Origin of the sequence: Streptomyces sp. NPDC059668, assembly GCF_042734135.1 — a bacterium.
Classification (GTDB): Bacteria; Actinomycetota; Actinomycetes; order Streptomycetales; family Streptomycetaceae; genus Streptomyces.
The window spans coordinates 1-15,250 of record NZ_JBHWEL010000009.1 but is presented as its reverse complement, the minus strand read 5'-3'; the positions used below and the strand labels follow the sequence as shown (position 1 = coordinate 15,250).

Annotated in this window: 14 protein-coding genes and 1 pseudogene; 9 read left to right on the top strand and 6 right to left on the bottom strand. The window is 71.9% G+C overall.

Features of this window, described 5'->3' with window-relative positions; all coding sequences use genetic code 11:
* Positions 1-329 (top strand): annotated as a pseudogene (locus tag ACFV2J_RS09645) (hypothetical protein); the annotation flags it as partial.
* 28 nt (positions 330-357) lie between these two features.
* On the opposite strand, the gene ACFV2J_RS09640 reads toward ACFV2J_RS09645, so the two are convergent.
* From ACFV2J_RS09640 to ACFV2J_RS09630, 3 genes are all read right to left on the bottom strand, one after another.
* Positions 358-786, bottom strand: a complete 429-nt coding sequence (locus ACFV2J_RS09640) for a DUF6234 family protein (protein ID WP_385088384.1) — start codon at positions 784-786, stop codon at positions 358-360.
* A gap of 99 nt (positions 787-885) precedes the next feature.
* On the bottom strand, positions 886-1,554 hold the full coding sequence (locus tag ACFV2J_RS09635; protein ID WP_168530541.1) for a response regulator transcription factor: 669 nt from the start codon (positions 1,552-1,554) through the stop codon (positions 886-888).
* Entirely contained in the window at positions 1,551-2,612 is a 1,062-nt protein-coding gene (locus ACFV2J_RS09630; RefSeq protein WP_385088382.1) for a histidine kinase, read from the bottom strand. Before ACFV2J_RS09630 ends, ACFV2J_RS09635 begins: the two co-directional genes overlap by 4 nt.
* A gap of 470 nt (positions 2,613-3,082) precedes the next feature.
* Between ACFV2J_RS09630 and ACFV2J_RS09625 the strand changes: the two genes are divergently transcribed.
* Positions 3,083-3,568 (top strand): cation:proton antiporter regulatory subunit, encoded by a 486-nt coding sequence (locus ACFV2J_RS09625; protein WP_385088380.1) that lies wholly within the window; start codon positions 3,083-3,085, stop codon positions 3,566-3,568.
* A 4-nt stretch (positions 3,569-3,572) separates the two neighbouring features.
* On the top strand, positions 3,573-4,847 hold the full coding sequence (locus ACFV2J_RS09620; RefSeq protein ID WP_385088378.1) for a cation:proton antiporter: 1,275 nt from the start codon (positions 3,573-3,575) through the stop codon (positions 4,845-4,847).
* 172 nt (positions 4,848-5,019) lie between these two features.
* Here ACFV2J_RS09620 and ACFV2J_RS09615 read toward each other — a convergent pair whose 3' ends face one another.
* The gene (locus ACFV2J_RS09615; protein ID WP_385088376.1) at positions 5,020-5,544 is read right to left on the bottom strand and encodes a MazG nucleotide pyrophosphohydrolase domain-containing protein; all 525 of its coding nucleotides are present in this window, start codon (positions 5,542-5,544) and stop codon (positions 5,020-5,022) included.
* A 163-nt stretch (positions 5,545-5,707) separates the two neighbouring features.
* On the opposite strand from ACFV2J_RS09615, the gene ACFV2J_RS09610 reads away from it, so the two are divergent.
* Positions 5,708-6,706: a TAXI family TRAP transporter solute-binding subunit gene (locus ACFV2J_RS09610; protein WP_385088374.1), complete on the top strand. Its 999-nt coding sequence runs from the start codon at positions 5,708-5,710 to the stop codon at positions 6,704-6,706.
* Positions 6,707-6,739: 33 nt separating this feature from the next.
* Here ACFV2J_RS09610 and ACFV2J_RS09605 read toward each other — a convergent pair whose 3' ends face one another.
* Together ACFV2J_RS09605 and ACFV2J_RS09600 are read right to left on the bottom strand one after the other, a co-directional pair.
* Entirely contained in the window at positions 6,740-8,146 is a 1,407-nt protein-coding gene (locus ACFV2J_RS09605; protein ID WP_385088372.1) for an ATP-binding protein, read from the bottom strand.
* An 8-nt stretch (positions 8,147-8,154) separates the two neighbouring features.
* Positions 8,155-8,841, bottom strand: a complete 687-nt coding sequence (locus ACFV2J_RS09600; protein WP_385088370.1) for a response regulator transcription factor — start codon at positions 8,839-8,841, stop codon at positions 8,155-8,157.
* A gap of 423 nt (positions 8,842-9,264) precedes the next feature.
* On the opposite strand from ACFV2J_RS09600, the gene ACFV2J_RS09595 reads away from it, so the two are divergent.
* The 5 genes from ACFV2J_RS09595 to ACFV2J_RS09575 all read left to right on the top strand — a co-directional run bounded on the left by ACFV2J_RS09595 (position 9,265) and on the right by ACFV2J_RS09575 (position 14,744).
* Positions 9,265-10,041, top strand: a complete 777-nt coding sequence (locus ACFV2J_RS09595) for an amino acid ABC transporter ATP-binding protein (RefSeq protein ID WP_385088368.1) — start codon at positions 9,265-9,267, stop codon at positions 10,039-10,041.
* Positions 10,042-10,129: 88 nt separating this feature from the next.
* Positions 10,130-11,047, top strand: a complete 918-nt coding sequence (locus tag ACFV2J_RS09590) for a glutamate ABC transporter substrate-binding protein (RefSeq protein ID WP_385088366.1) — start codon at positions 10,130-10,132, stop codon at positions 11,045-11,047.
* A gap of 167 nt (positions 11,048-11,214) precedes the next feature.
* Complete coding sequence (locus tag ACFV2J_RS09585; protein ID WP_385088364.1) at positions 11,215-11,862, top strand: amino acid ABC transporter permease; 648 nt, start codon at positions 11,215-11,217, stop codon at positions 11,860-11,862.
* On the top strand, positions 11,859-12,803 hold the full coding sequence (locus ACFV2J_RS09580; RefSeq protein WP_385088362.1) for an amino acid ABC transporter permease: 945 nt from the start codon (positions 11,859-11,861) through the stop codon (positions 12,801-12,803). Before ACFV2J_RS09585 ends, ACFV2J_RS09580 begins: the two co-directional genes overlap by 4 nt.
* A 258-nt stretch (positions 12,804-13,061) precedes the next feature.
* Positions 13,062-14,744, top strand: a complete 1,683-nt coding sequence (locus tag ACFV2J_RS09575) for an FAD-dependent monooxygenase (RefSeq protein ID WP_385082808.1) — start codon at positions 13,062-13,064, stop codon at positions 14,742-14,744.
* Positions 14,745-15,250 lie beyond the last annotated feature (506 nt).

Below are 15,250 nucleotides of genomic sequence, written 5' to 3'. Positions count from 1 at the left end.
GCCCGTGGTTGTTCCGGTGGGGCCCCAGCTACTCCCACCCCGGGGGGGGGGGGGGGCGGCCCCCCGCCCCCGCCTGGGGGGGGGGGCGGCCCGCCCCCCCCACCCACGACTACGTTCCCCGGCTGCTGCGGGCCCTGGACCGGCCCCAGGTCGTCGTGCCCGTGCACTGGGACAACTTCGAGGAGCCCCTGAGCGCTCCGCCGCGCCGCGACCCGTCGATGGACCTGGACGCGTTCGTCGCACAGGTGCGCCGGGCGTCGCCGGCGAGCCGCATCGTCGTCCCGGACTACCGCACGGTGTACGGCGGTGACATGCGGCCGGTCACGTGACCGAAGGCTGCCCAGGGCGTCACCTCCGTCAGGAACCGAGGCACTCGCTGGTGTCGCCGCCGGACCGGCACTGCGACTGCGGACCGCTGTAGCCGGGGCTCGGCGCGGGCGGACGGCCGCCGCCACCGTGCCCGGCGCTCAGGCCGACCACCGCACCGAGCACGAGCGCGACACCGACGAGCGTCTGTACGCAGGTGGTGACGATCGCCCCGCCCCGGTGGGACACGAGCGCGGAGGCCAGCACGAGTGCGCCGACGACCGAGACGTACACGACCGGTTCGACGACGCTGACGGCCTCCCGGTCGGCGCCCGTGTCGAAGAACGCGTACCCGGCCGCGTTCAGACCGGACACGAGCGCGACGAGGGCGGCGACGGCGTCCACGACGAGCAGGATGACGGCCAGCGCGACATCGGCGAACGGGCTCGGCCGCCGGGCGGACTCCGGGGAGGACCTCATACGGCAAGCGTCACGCCCCGGGGCGTCCGGGTCCTGAGCGAGAATACCCAGCCCGCGTCTGAGTAGGCGGCGTCCGCTGAGTAGGCGGCGTCCGCCGGATCACGGCTCGATGAGCCCCGCGCGGATCGCGTACCGGGTGAGTTCCAGGCGGTCCCGCATGCCGAGCTTCTGCAACAGGTTCGCCCGGTGGCTCTCCACCGTCTTGGCACTGATGAAGAGCAGCTCGCCGATCTCCTTCGTCGTGTGCCCCTCGGCGACCAGCTTCAGCACCTCCTCCTCCCGGTCGGTGACGGCCCGCGCGGGCAGCCCCTCACCACGGCGCAGACGTTCGAGGTACGTGCGTACGATCGCGGTCTCGGCGCCGGGATAGATGAACGGCTCGTCGCGCATCGCCGCCCGGCACGCCTCGACCAGGTCCCGGTCGGCGACCGACTTCAGGACGTATCCGCAGGCACCGGCCTTGAGCGCCTCGAAGAAGTACTGCTCGTTGTCGTACATCGTCAGGATGAGGATGCGTAGGTCGGGAAGGCGGCGGGAGAGTTCACGGGCCGCCTGCAGACCGGTCATACGCGGCATCGCGACGTCGAGGACGGCGAGGTCCACCTCCGTCTCGCGTGCCAGGGCGACGGCCTCGGCACCGTCTCCGGCCTCCGCCACCACGCTCAGATCGGGTTCACCGTCGAGGATGAGCCGCACACCGCGGCGCACGAGGGTGTGGTCGTCGGCGAGCAGGACACGCGTGGGCCTCCCGGCGGGCGCGGACATCATCGGTCTCCCTCGGAAGCGGTGACGGTGGCGGTGTCTGTGGCGGCATCGGTGCCGGTGGCGGTGTCTGTGACGGCATCGGTGCCGGTGGCGGTGGCTGCGCCCGGACGCGGCCCCGGACGCCCGCCGGTCGTCGTGACGCGCAGCCGTACGTCGGTGCCCCGCTCGGGTGCGGGTCCGAGCGAGAACCCGGCGCCGACCAGCAGCGCCCGCTCACGCATCCCGGTGATGCCCGCTCCCTCCCGCACCCGGCCCGCTCCCCTGCCGTTGTCCCGTACGAGGAGTTCGACGCCGTCCGGGACACGCCGCAGCCGGAGTTCGGCGCGGTCGGCGCCCGCGTGCCGGGCCGTATTGGTCAGCGCCTCCTGCGCCACCCGGTAGACCACGAGTTCGACCTCGTCGTTCAGCGGAGGCAGATCGGCGTCGAGGTGGTGGACCACGGACAGTCCGTGCGTGGTGAACTCACCGGCGAGGGAGCGCAGCGCGCTGTGCAGTCCGAGCTCCTCCAGCACACCCGGGCGCAGCCGGCGGGCGATCCGGCGGATCTCGTCCAGGCTGCCGCGGGTGGCCTCCTGTGCCTGGCTCACCTCGTCCCTCAGCTCTCCGGGCACCCGGTCGGCGACCCGCTTGAGCTGGAGCAGGACGGCGGTCAGGGTCTGGCCGACCTCGTCATGGAGCTCCTGGGAGACGCGCCGGCGTTCGCCCTCCTGCGCGGACAGCGCGCGGGCGGAACTGGTGGCGCGCTCGGTCTCCAACCGGTCGAGCATGGTGTTGTACGTGGTGATCAGTTCGGCCACCTCGGCCGGGCCCGTGACCGGCGCCCGGGTCCCGGGGTGGGTGAGGTCGGCGGTGGCCATGGCCCGGCCCAGCCGTTGCAGCGGGGCGAGGCCGATCCGCAGGACGACCGCGTTGAGGACGAGCATCAGCGCGAGTCCCAGGACGACGACGAGTGCCTCGCCGGGAAGGATCGGCGTCGAGACCGTGACCGGTCCCAGCAGCAGCGCGGTCGCCACGGTCAGACCCGCGGCGTTGAGCAGGAAGATCCGCCGGAACAGCGACACGTTCCTCTGTCCGTCCCTTCCGGCAGGCTTCCGCCCGGCTGCCTCCGGCCGTCCCGCAGGGGGCGTCCCGTCCTTCCCGGCCCGCGACCGTGCCACCGCCCCCAACAGCCTCGCAACAGCCGGGCGGCCCTGTCCATCCGTGCCAGCACCCATGTCGCAACGGTACGGCGAGATGGCAGCATGACCGTTTTGGGTGGGCTTTTTCGCGGGCCGCATCGTGCCGACGCGCACGGTGGATCCGGCGCGGCCGCCCTGGGCCGGACAGCCTCGGAGCGGACGGGCGCGACGCGGCCGGACGTGTCGCCGACGGACGGGACGCCGATGCCCTAGAAGCGGACGGTCGTGACGCACATGGCCGCGACGCACCCGGCTGCGACGACGAGCGGGACCAGCACGACGAGCAACGAGCGACGAGCGACAAGCAACGCGCTACAAGCAACGAGCTACAAGCAACGAGCAAGGGGAGAATCATGTCGGCTCCACGCCTGCGGGCGACGCCACTGCCGGGCATCGGGGTGCAGTACGACCTCGTGACCCGTGAACAGCGCCACCTGTCCGTGGTGGCGCACCGCGACGGCGCCCGCACGGTCAGCGTGTACCAGGCCGACGACCCCGACTCCTGCGCGCAGTCGCTGCGGCTGTCGAGCGGTGAGGCGGCCTCGCTGATCAACGCCCTGAAGCCCACCCCTCACAGCCCGAGCCTGCTGTACACCACCGACCTCGGGCTGATCGCCGAGCGCATCGAGATCTCCGCGACGTCGTGGTGGAACGGGCGGGTGCTCGGCGAGACCCGGATGCGCACCGAGACCGGCGCCTCCGTCGTGGCGGTGCTGCGGCGTGCCGAGGCGATCCCCTCACCCACTCCGGCCTTCCGGCTGGCGGGCGGGGACACCCTGATCGTCGTCGGCACCCGTGAGGGCGTCGACGGGGCCGCGACGATACTCGGACGGGAGTGAGCGCGTGCATTCTGCGGTCCTACTGATCGAGTTCGGCGCCATCATCCTCTGTCTCGGCCTGCTCGGCCGTGCCGCGGCCCGGCTGCGGTTCTCCCCCATCCCGCTCTATCTGCTGGCCGGTCTGGCCTTCGGCGAGGGCGGGCTGCTCCCGCTCGGCGCGAGCGAGGAGTTCGTCGCCACCGGCGCCGAGATCGGCGTCATCCTGTTGCTGCTGATGCTCGGCCTCGAGTACACGGCGAGCGATCTGGTCTCGAACCTCAAGGCCCACTATCCGTCGGGTCTGGTCGACTGCACGCTCAACGCGCTGCCGGGTGCCGCCGCCGCGCTGCTGCTGGGCTGGGGCCCGGTGGCCGCCGTGGTCCTGGCGGGGGTCACCTGGATCTCCTCGTCCGGAGTGATCGCCAAGGTGCTCGGCGACCTGGGCCGGGTCGGCAACCGGGAGACACCGGTGATCCTGAGCATCCTGGTCCTGGAGGACCTGGCGATGGCCGTCTACCTGCCCATCGTCACCGCGCTGGTGGCCGGGGTGGGACTGGCCGCCGGCAGCGTCACGCTGGCGATCGCGCTGGGGGCCGCGGGACTGGTCCTGTTCGTGGCCGTCCGCTACGGCCGCGTCCTCTCCCGCTTCGTCTCCAGCGACGACCCCGAAAAACTGCTGCTGGTCGTCCTGGGTCTGACGATCCTCGTGGCGGGCCTCGCGCAACAGCTCCAGGTGTCCGCCGCGGTCGGGGCGTTCCTGGTGGGCATCGCCCTGTCCGGGGAGGTCGCGGAGGGTGCGCACACGCTGCTGAGCCCGCTGCGGGACCTGTTCGCGGCCATCTTCTTCGTCTTCTTCGGGCTGCACACCGACCCGGCGAGCATTCCGCCCGTGCTGCTGCCCGCGCTGGCGCTGGCCGCGGTGACGGCGCTGACGAAGATCGCGACCGGGTACTGGGCCGCGCGGCGGGCCGGTATCTCCGTCAAGGGGCGGTGGCGGGCGGGCGGCGCGCTGGTCGCGCGCGGCGAGTTCTCCATCGTCATCGCCGGGCTCGCGGTCACCGCAGGGATCGAGCCGTCACTCGGTCCGCTGGCCACGGCGTACGTGCTGATCCTGGTCGTACTCGGCCCGCTCACCGCCCGCTACACGCAGCCGCTGGCGGCACGCCTCGCCGCCCGGTACGGCGGCCCCCGGCGCGCCGACCTCACCGGGCACCCCGTGGAGGCGGAGCGGAGGACGACACCGGAGGCCGGCGCGGAGCGGGAGGACGGCGTACGCCGGCAGACGGCCGTCCCGGACTGAGCGTCGGTCCGCACCGGACGGAGTCCGGACTGAACGGAGTCCGGACTGGACGTCGGTCTCCACTGAGCGGAGTCAGGACTGACCGGAGTCAGAACTGAACCGGATCCGGTCTGATCTCGATCCGGGCTGATCTCGACCCAATCCGAACCGGGTCCGGTCCCAGGCCGGAGGCTCACGCGTCCGCGCCTCGCCACCCCTGCTCGCGCAGCACCGCCGTCACGTCAGGCGCGCGGTAGTGGTCCCCCTTGAGGACCTTGCCGTCGGCGCGCCGGGTGACATGGCCGTCCGGCCCCAGCTTCGTCATGTTGGACCGGTGGACCTCGGCGATCACCTGGTCGAGGTCGATGCCGTGGACGAGCGCGGTGCCGTACGCCACGTAGACGACGTCGGCCAGCTCGTGCGCCAGCCGGTCCAGCGGGCCCGTGACCGAGACCTCGGCCACTTCGGCGGCCTCCTCGGCGAGCAGCTCACCCCGGTGGGCGGCGAGCGCCGGGGAGACCTCCGTCGGCGTGCTGCGGGCGGCGAGACCGAAGGCTAGGTGGAACGCGCGGACCAGGGCGGCGGGCGAGGGAACGGCCGAGGGTGACGCGGAGGAGGTGCCCGGCGAGGCCTCAGCACCCGGGGAGACCGCGGGAGCCGCGGAGCCCCCGGAGGCCGGGGAGGGGTTCGGTGCGGAGGAAGACGAAGGGGACTGCATCGTCCGACCCTACCGACCCGCCGCACCGTGCTCCGTCCGTCGCACGCACCGCACCGCCCTGTCCCGTCCCGGCCTACGGCCGGCCCGCCGCCCCCACCCCGCCGCACCGCGCCGCCCGTCCCGCCCTGGCCAGGAGGGTCCCCAGGCTGGCAGGATCGCGCGCATGTTCCAGGCACTCCCCCGCATCGGCAGGCGCCGCGCGCTGTTCGGCTCGGCGGCCGCGTTCGCGGTGTTCGGGCTGCTGCTCTGGTGGCTGCTGCCCCTGGGCGAGGAGTCGCCGGGCGGGTCGATCACCTTCAGCACGGGCACACCGACGGGTGTCTACCAGAAGTACGGTGTGCTCCTTCAGAGCGCGATCGCCAAGGACATGCCACGGCTGGACGTGCACCTGAAGAACAGCGACGGCTCGCAGGAGAACGTGCGCCGCGTAGCCACGGGGCAGGCCGACTTCACCATCGCCGCGGCCGACGCCGTCGAGACGTACCTGCTGGAGGACAAGCCGGGCGCGGGCCGGCTGCGCGGCTGCGCGCGGCTCTACGACGACTACGTGCACCTGGTGGTCCCGCGCGCCTCGCCGGTCCGGTCGGTGGCGGACCTGCGCGGCAAGAAGGTCGCCGTGGGCCCGGACGGCTCCGGGGTACGGCTGATAGCCGAGCACGTGCTCCAGGCGGCCGGCCTCGATCCGCGGAAGGACATCTCGGCCTTCCCCGACGGCATCGGGACCATGCCCGAACTGCTCGAACACCACAGGATCGACGCCTTCTTCTGGTCGGGCGGCCTGCCCACCAGCGCCGTCCAGAAGCTCTCGAAGAACTTCGACATCAGGCTGGTGCCGATCGGCAGCGACCTGGTCGCGAAGCTGCACGAGCAGGGCGGCGCCTCCCGCTACTACCGGGCCGCCGTGATGCCCGCCGACGCCTATCCCGCGGCGCAGCAGGGCGGCTCCGTGCAGACGCTGGCGGTCGCGAACTTCCTGATCACCCGCGAGGACTCGGACCCGCGGCTGACGGAGGAGCTCACCCGTACGGTGATCAACAGCCGTGACCACATCGGCTCCCAGGTGCACGCGGCCCAGCTGGTGGACCTGCGGACGGCCATCTACACGGACCCGCTGCCCCTGCACGAGGGCGCCCGGCGCTACTACCGCTCGGTCAAGCCGTAGGCCCCGGGGACACCGGCCGGCGAAGGACGCGGGTCAGCAGGCCGGCTCGGACCTCGGCACCGCCACCGTCACCTTCAGCCCGCGCGGTTCGTGATGGGCGTACGAGAGGGAGCCGCCGCCGGCCGCGAGCAGGACCCGCGAGATGGACAGCCCGAGACCCGACCCCTTGATGTTCTGATGGCCGGCGCTGCGCCAGAAACGGTCGCCGATACGGGCGAGTTCCTCGTCGCTCAGGCCCGGCCCGCGGTCGGTGACGACGACCTTCGAGACCTCGCCGTTCGAGGAGACCTCCACCTCGACGCCCTCCCCCTCCGGCGTGAACTTCAGGGCGTTGTCTATCACCGCGTCCAGGGCGCTGGACAGCGTGACCGGATCGGCCCAGGCGGTGGTGGCGGGGCAGGTCCCGGTCAGCCGTACGCCCATGCTGTCGGCGAGGGGCGACCAGGAGGCGACGCGCTCGGCGGTCAGCGCGCCGATGTCGGTGAGCCGCAGGTCCGCTTCGGCGTGCTCGGCGAGAGCGAGGTCGAGCAGGTCGTCCAGGACCTGGGCGAGCCGCTTGCCCTCGGTGCGCACGGACGCGATCTCCTCGTTGCCCTCCGGCAGTTCGAGGGCGAGCAGTTCGATGCGCAGAAGCAACGCCGAGAGAGGATTGCGCAGTTGGTGCGAGGCGTCGGCGACGAAGGCCCGCTGCTGCTCCAGGACGTCCTCGACGTTGTCCGCCATCTCGTTGAACGACCGTGCCAGGCGCCTGAGTTCCGGCGGCCCGCCGGCGGCGGCCACCCGGGACTTCAGGCGGCCGGTCGCGATGTCGTGGGTGGTGGCGTCGAGGACGCGCACCGGCCTGAGCACCCAGCCGGTGAGCCGCAGTGCCGCGCCGAGGGCGAGGAGCATCGCGGCGATCTCGCCGGCCCCGATGATCAGCCAGCCGTGCAGGATCTTCGAACGCATCTGTCCGGTGGGCGAGTCGGTGACGACGACCGCGATGACGTCCCCGTCCCGGATGACCGGCGAGGCGACGACGAGCCGGTGCCGCTGCCAGGGCCAGACCTGCTCCGGGTCGTGGCTGCGGCGGCCGAGGAGCGCCTCGTCGAAGGCGTCGCGGCCCTCGCCCTCCGCGGGCAGGTACAGGGTGTCCGGCGCGTTGGCCATGACGGCGTGGTTGCGGTAGAAGACGCCCGTGCGGATGCCGTACACGTCGTAGTACGCGGCGAGTTCCTTGATCAGGGTCTGCCGTCGCTCGTCGACCGCGCTCACCCGGGGACCGGTCGGCTGGTCGGTGACGAACTGCGCGAGCGCGGCGAAGCGTGCCGTGTCGTCTATGCGGTCGACGACCACCCGCTGCTGCTCGGCGGCCGCGACGCTCCCGGCGAGCGGGATGCCGAGCGCGAGCAGCACGGCGGCCATCAGGACGATGAGCAGGGGGAGCAGGCGGGTGCGCACGGTGCACGCTACGACGTGGGGGCGACGAGGCGGTACCCCACACCGCGCACGGTCTCGATCAGCGCCGGCATGCGCAGCTTGGAGCGCAGGGACGCGACGTGCACCTCCAGGGTGCGCCCGGTCCCCTCCCAACTGGTGCGCCAGACCTCGCTGATGATCTGTTCCCGGCGGAAGACCACGCCGGGCCGCTGGGCGAGCAGCGCGAGCAGGTCGAATTCCTTGCGGGTCAGCTGGACGACCGAACCGCCCACGCTGACCTGACGGGTGGGCAGTTCGATGCGGACCTGGCCGAGCCGCAGGGCGCCGTCACCGGCGGCCCCCGTGTCGTCGGGGACGCTGCGGCGGCTGACGGCGTGGATACGGGCGAGCAGTTCCCCGGTGTCGTACGGCTTCACCACGTAGTCGTCGGCGCCGAGGTTGAGGCCGTGGATGCGGGAGCGTACGTCGGAGCGGGCCGTGACCATGATCACCGGGGTGCTGGTGCGCTTGCGGATCTTCCCGCAGACCTCGTAGCCGTCCTGGTCGGGCAGGCCCAGGTCGAGCAGGACGACACCGAACCCGTCGCTCTCCGGGACCAGTGCCCGCAGGGCCTCCTCGCCGCTGCGGGCGTGCGTGACCTCGAACCCGTGACGCGCCAGCACCGCGGACAGGGCCGCGGCGACGTGGTTGTCGTCCTCGACGAGCAGCAGTCTCATTCCGGCCCCCTCCGGTCCATCGGTCGTCCGCCCCGGTTCCTCGTTCGTACGGTGCTTCGTTCGCACGGTTCTTTCGTTCGTGTCCTTGGTCGTGCGGTCGCGGCCCGGAGAGCTGCGCGCGGTCCCGATTTCGTACAACGTCAAACAGTCCCGGTCTGTACAACTAGGGCACACGCGCGTGCCCCCTGGAAGTCACGCCGATGGACAAGGACGGCGTCAAGAGGGTTCCGGTTGCGGAGGGCTTCCGTTACCCAGCCGGTACCCTGCGGCGCGCCGGGCGCGCACCGGGCGTCCGCGCGCGGCTACGACACGTGTCCGATTGCTATCCGATCGTGATGCTCAAGTTCCCCTCAGATGTAATGACGCTGGTCGCACGGGCTCACTACTGTCCTCCGAAACCGAGGAGGACGGAGCCCCAGAGCGATGACCGAAGTATCGGTGGCCAAGGATGCCGAGGCCGCGACCGAGGACCTGGTCGTCCTGAAGAGCGTCAACAAGCACTTCGGCGCGTTGCATGTGCTCCAGGACATCGACCTGACGATCGCCCGTGGCGAGGTCGTCGTGGTCATCGGGCCCTCCGGGTCCGGGAAGTCCACCCTGTGCCGCACCATCAACCGCCTGGAGACGATCGATTCGGGCGACATCACGATCGACGGCAGGCCGCTGCCCGAGGAGGGCAAGGCACTGGCCCGGCTGCGGGCGGACGTGGGCATGGTCTTCCAGTCCTTCAACCTCTTCGCGCACAAGACGGTGCTCGAGAACGTGATGCTCGGGCAGATCAAGGTCCGCAGGGCGGACAAGAAGGCGGCCGAGGAGAAGGCCCGCGGACTGCTCGACCGGGTGGGCGTGGGCACGCAGGCGGACAAGTACCCCGCCCAGCTCTCGGGCGGCCAGCAGCAGCGCGTCGCGATCGCGCGGGCGCTGGCGATGGACCCCAAGGTCATGCTCTTCGACGAGCCGACCTCGGCGCTCGACCCCGAGATGATCAACGAGGTGCTCGAGGTCATGCAGCAGCTCGCCCGCGACGGCATGACCATGATCGTCGTCACCCACGAGATGGGCTTCGCCCGTTCGGCCGCGAACCGCGTGGTCTTCATGGCGGACGGCCGCATCGTCGAACAGGCCGCGCCCCACCAGTTCTTCAGCAGCCCGCGCAGCGATCGCGCCAAGGACTTCCTCTCGAAGATCCTGCACCACTGACACCGGCTCAGCGCCACCTCCGGCCGGTGCCCCCATGACCGGCCGGAACCACGCAACGCCGAATCCGCCGAATCGAAGGATGTCCACCATGAAGTTCCGCACGTCCGCCTCCGCGGCGGTCCTCGCGACCCTCGCGCTCGCCCTGACGGCCTGTGGCGGGGAGTCCGGCAACGCCGGCGACAAGCCCGCGGGCGAGAGCACGGGGGCGAACGCGCCCAAGGTGCCGACGTACGCCGTCGCGAGCGGTGTGAAGGTCGACTCCGCCACGCTGAAGAAGGCGCAGCAGGCGGGCAAGCTCGTCATCGGCGCCAAGAACGACCAGCCGTACCTGGGCTTCGAGGACACCACCGGCAAGCGGTCCGGCTTCGACGTCGAGATCGCCAAGATGGTCGCCGCGGACCTCGGGTTCAAGCCCGACCAGATCGAGTTCAAGACCGTCGACTCCAACGTCCGCGAGACCACCATCTCCAAGGGCGAGGTCGACCTGTACGTCGGCACGTACACCATCAACGACGAGCGCAAGAAGCAGGTCGGCTTCGCCGGCCCGTACTTCAAGGCGGGCGCGGACCTGCTCGTGCGCGAGGACGAGAAGGGCATCACCGGCCCCGACTCGCTCAAGGGCAAGACCGTGTGCTCCATCAAGGGCTCGACTCCGCTCCAGGAGATCAAGAAGCCCAAGTACGGTGCCAAGACGGTGGAGCTGTCGAAGTACTCCGAGTGCGTTCAGCAACTCCTCAACAACGAGGTCGACGCCGTCACCACCGACGACGCCATCCTCAAGGGCTACGCGGCGCAGCGCCCCACCAAGCTCAAGGTGATCGGCCAGCCGTTCACCGAGGAGCCGTACGGCGTGGGCATGAACAAGGACGACAAGGCCCTGCGCGACGCGGTCAACGACGCGCTGGAGAAGCACGAGCAGAACGGCGACTACAAGAAGGCGTACGAGGCGACGCTCGGCCTGTCCGGCTCGCCGTTCACGGAGCCGCCGGCCGTCAACCGCTACTGACGCGCCGCTGAACCGTCGCCGCCGCGCCGGCGCCGACCGGGCCGGCGTCCGCCGGCCCGGTGCCCCGCGCGTCGGCGGCGGTCCGTCGGCCCGTGCCCGCGACGCCGTCCGGCGCACCGCCCTGGACGCGGCCTTCCCTGCCCGTACACCGCCACGAGGACCTCCCCGTGAACGTTTTGCTCGACCATCTCGCGGACTTCCGCGAGGGGTTCATAGGCACCGTACTGCTGACCTTCGCCAGCGGTCTCCTCGCGATGGTGCTGGGTGTCATCATCGCCGGGTTCCGCGTCTCCCCCGTGCCTCCGCTGCGGATGTTCGGCACCGCCTGGGTCACCCTCTTCCGCAACACACCCCTGACGCTTCTCTTCCTCATCGCGTGGTTCGTCGTCCCGGTCGTCTTCGTACCCGGTCTGAGCCCGTGGATGAAGGCACTCCTGGCCCTGAGCTTCTACACCTCGGCCTTCGTCTGCGAGGCCATTCGATCGGGCATCAACACGGTGCCGCTCGGCCAGGCGGAGGCCGCCCGCTCCCTCGGCATGAGCTTCTCGCAGACCCTGCGCCTGATCGTCCTGCCGCAGGCGACGCGGACCGTGATCCCTCCGCTCAGCTCGATCTTCATCGCCCTGACCAAGAACTCCGCGATCGCGGGCGCGTTCAGTGTCACCGAGCTGTTCGGCGTGCAGAAGATGCTGAGCGACCAGGGCTTCACCATCACCTGGATCTTCCTGTGGGTGGCTCTGGGCTACCTCGTCATCACCTTCTCGATCAGCGGTCTCTTCCGGCTGCTGGAGCGGCGTCTGGGGGTCGCGCGATGACTTCGAGCGTTCTGTACGACGCGCCGGGCCCCAAGGCCCGCGTGCGCAACCGCCTCTACACGGTGCTCGGTTCGGTGGCCCTGGCCGCCCTGCTCGCCTTCGTCGTCTACCGGCTCGACGCCAAGAACCAGCTGGACCCCGACGTCTGGAACATCTTCAACAACGCGGGTGTGCGCGCCAACATCCGTGACGGTGTGCTGACCACGCTGAAGGTGTTCGCCGTGGCCGGCGTGCTGTCCCTGGCGCTGGGGCTGCTCCTCGCCGTGGCGCGCCTGTCCGAGCACCGGCCCGTCCGCTGGCTCGCGACCGGCTTCATCGAACTGTTCCGGGCCGTCCCGCTCCTCATCACCATCTACGCCCTGTGGGTCGTCTTCCTCACCTACAAGAACGACCTCGGCGCCGTCGGCGACAACACCGCCTTCTGGGGTCTGGTCATCGGCCTGACCATCTACAACGGCAGTGTGCAGGCCGAGATCTTCCGCGCGGGCATCAACGCGGTGCCCCGGGGCCAGGTGGAGGCGGCGTACGCCCTCGGCCTGCGCAAGTACCAGGTGATGACGACGCTGTTGCTGCCGCAGGCGGTGCGCTCGATGCTGCCGACGATGATCAGTCAGCTGGTGGTCACCCTCAAGGACACCTCGCTCGGCTACGTCATCACCTACACGGAGCTTCTGTTCGCCACCCGGACGATGGCCAACAACATCATCGTCAACGGGGAGAACCCGTTCACGGCGGTCACCATCGTCGTCGGCGCGATCTACATCGCGATGTGCCTCGCGCTCTCCTCGGTCGCGACGTGGATCGAACGCAGGGGTCGCCGCTCGAAGACCGGGGTCGCCGTGGCGGCGGCCGTCGAGCCGGCCGAACAGCCGGGAGTGCTCGACGCCGCCGGTGGAACCCCGGGACCCGCCGACGGGGACACGGCTCACCCGGTGAAGTGACCACAGCACGGGTGCGGGCGGCACACCGGTGTGCCGCCCGCACCGCCCGGCGATCGGACCGCGCCGCGCTCGCCGTCCGGGGGACACCGCCCCCGTCCGCCGGTGGCAGCTGATCATCGCTCAGCCGTGCGGCGGACCCCGTCACTTGACGCAAGCAGCGGCACTGGGTTGCATACATTCTGTGATCGTGCACCCCGCTCCCTCTTCCTGTTCACCCATGTCCGTCAGGGCACCGCTGCCGGCAGGGGGCGCCGCGCCGTGGACCCGGTGATCATCGTCGGCGCGGGGCCCGTGGGCCTCGCGCTGGCCCTTGCGCTGGCCCGCCAGGAGGTCCCCTCCGTGGTCCTCGACGAGGGACCGGGAAAGGACGAGCAACGGCTCGCGCGGACGGTGGTACTGCGCGAGGACACCGCCGCGCTCGTCGAACGCCTGACGGGTCTCCCCGTCTCCGCCGCCGGTTTCCATTGGGCCGGATGGCGGTCGATGCGGCGCAAGCAGGTGATGCGCGAGATCACGTTCGACGCGAAGGGTTCCGTCGGCCCAGGAGTCTCCGGGAGCCCGGGAGAACCCGCGGACGACGAAGCGCTCGCGCCCCCGCTGCATCTCGCCCAGCACACGCTGACGGCCGCCCTGCGCGAGGCCATCGCCCACGAGCGGCTGATCAAGCTCGCCGTCGACAGCCGCCTCGTCTCCGTCGAGCAGGAGGCCTCGGGCGTCACCGCGCACACTCGCGGCTCCAACGGCACCTGGTGGAGGGGCAGTTACCTCGTCGGCTGCGACGGTCCGCGCTCGACCGTGCGCAAGCTCCAGGACATCCGCTTCCCGGGGCGCACCGCCGTCGAGCGGCACGCCGTGGCGGCGCTGCGGACAGAACTTCCCTGGCCGGGCCAGGCATTGCTGCACCGGATGCCACCGTGGCGGACCTCGGGCCCCTCGGCCGGCGAGGTGACCGCCCGCCCCCTCGCCGACGTCGTGTGGCGCCTGGACTGGCTGCTGCCGCCCGGCAAGGACCTGGTCACCCCCGATCTGCTGGTGACGCGCATCCGGGAGACCCTCGCCGGCTGGAGCGGCGGCCCCACACCCCCGTACGAACTTCTCGACACCGGCGTCCACACCGTCCACCACCGCCTCGCGCGCCGGTGGCGGTCCGGCCGGGTGTTCCTGGCCGGGGACGCCGCGCACCTGCTCGGCGCGCTCGGCACCCAAGGGCTGGACGAGGGCCTGCGGGACGCCGACAACCTCGCCTGGAAGCTGGCGGTGGCCTGGCACCACGGCCCGCACGAGGCGCTGCTCGACAGCTACCAGGTGGAGCGGCGTGCCGTCGTCGCCGCCCGGCTGCGCGCCGCCGACCAGGCACTTCCGCTGCTGCGCGGCGGCGGGGGGCTACGGGCTTACGTGCCGGGATCGGCCCGCGGTCACGACGTCCTGCTGACGGACGGGCACCTGGGACGCGGCCCGCTGGGCAGGCCGGGGACGTACGCCGACTCACCGCTCGCGCCGCTCCCCTCCGAGTCGGAGACTCCGGTGGACACGGCGCCCGGTGCGCCGGTCGTCGACGTACGGGTGACAGCGGAGGACGGCACGTTCGTACCGCTGCGGGACCGGCTCGGACGCGGGGTGCTGCTGGTCGTACTGATCGCACCCGGGACCGGGGTGTGGGAACGCAAGCACTGGGTGACGGCCGGGGTCATGCCCCGGCTCGCGGCCGCCGTGACCGCGCTGCCCCACCCCGCCGAACTCCTGGTGGCCGAGAGCTACCCCGGGGCGGCCGCGCACAGCGTGCTGCTGGTCCGCCCCGACGGCCACCTGGTCACCGCGCTGAGCGGAGTACGCCCGGCCGACCTGTACGCGGCGGCCGAGGCGGCACTGGGCGGGCCCGCCAGGGCGGCGACCGAGGCGGAGCGGGAGGCGAGGGCGGAGAACGCGGTGCGCGCGGGCTGACGGCCGGGCCGTTCTCCCGCGCGGCCGTCCCGACTCGCCGCCACCCGCTCCAACCTGACGGGGTCACACTCGCCTCGCCCATGGGCGAGGCGGTCTTCCCGAGGCGGTCCTCCCGTGGCCGTCTCGCGGGTACGCTCCCGGGCCTCGACCAGACCATCGTGACGCACCGCACACGTGATGGATCGCACGCAGTGACGAGGTGTATGCGGCGGAAGCCCGTCGCGAGACGGCCGCCCGACCGCCCCCGGGGTGCCTCCGGCCCGGCCCCGCCCCCGGGGGGGGGCGCGGGCGGACGGGCCGGGGGGGCGGCCGGAGCGGGACCGAGACGGAGGTGCGCCGGAGGCGGAGTGTCGCGCCCCGCGCGCGCCCTCGCGCGCCGCCCGCGCCCCCGCGCCCGCCGGGCCGCCCCCCCCCCCCCCCGCGTGCCCCGCGCGTCGGCGGCGGTCCGTCGGCCCGTGCCCGCGACGCCGTCCGGCGCACCGCCCTGGACGCGGCCTTCCCTGCCC

Coding starts and splice junctions, on each gene's coding strand:
- ACFV2J_RS09580 (WP_385088362.1), top strand. CDS start 11,859: ATGACTTCGAGCGTTCTGTACGACGCGCCGGGCCCCAAGGCCCGCGTG.
- ACFV2J_RS09640 (WP_385088384.1), bottom strand. CDS start 786: ATGAGGTCCTCCCCGGAGTCCGCCCGGCGGCCGAGCCCGTTCGCCGAT.
- ACFV2J_RS09590 (WP_385088366.1), top strand. CDS start 10,130: ATGAAGTTCCGCACGTCCGCCTCCGCGGCGGTCCTCGCGACCCTCGCG.
- ACFV2J_RS09635 (WP_168530541.1), bottom strand. CDS start 1,554: ATGATGTCCGCGCCCGCCGGGAGGCCCACGCGTGTCCTGCTCGCCGAC.
- ACFV2J_RS09625 (WP_385088380.1), top strand. CDS start 3,083: ATGTCGGCTCCACGCCTGCGGGCGACGCCACTGCCGGGCATCGGGGTG.
- ACFV2J_RS09595 (WP_385088368.1), top strand. CDS start 9,265: ATGACCGAAGTATCGGTGGCCAAGGATGCCGAGGCCGCGACCGAGGAC.
- ACFV2J_RS09600 (WP_385088370.1), bottom strand. CDS start 8,841: ATGAGACTGCTGCTCGTCGAGGACGACAACCACGTCGCCGCGGCCCTG.
- ACFV2J_RS09610 (WP_385088374.1), top strand. CDS start 5,708: ATGTTCCAGGCACTCCCCCGCATCGGCAGGCGCCGCGCGCTGTTCGGC.
- ACFV2J_RS09615 (WP_385088376.1), bottom strand. CDS start 5,544: ATGCAGTCCCCTTCGTCTTCCTCCGCACCGAACCCCTCCCCGGCCTCC.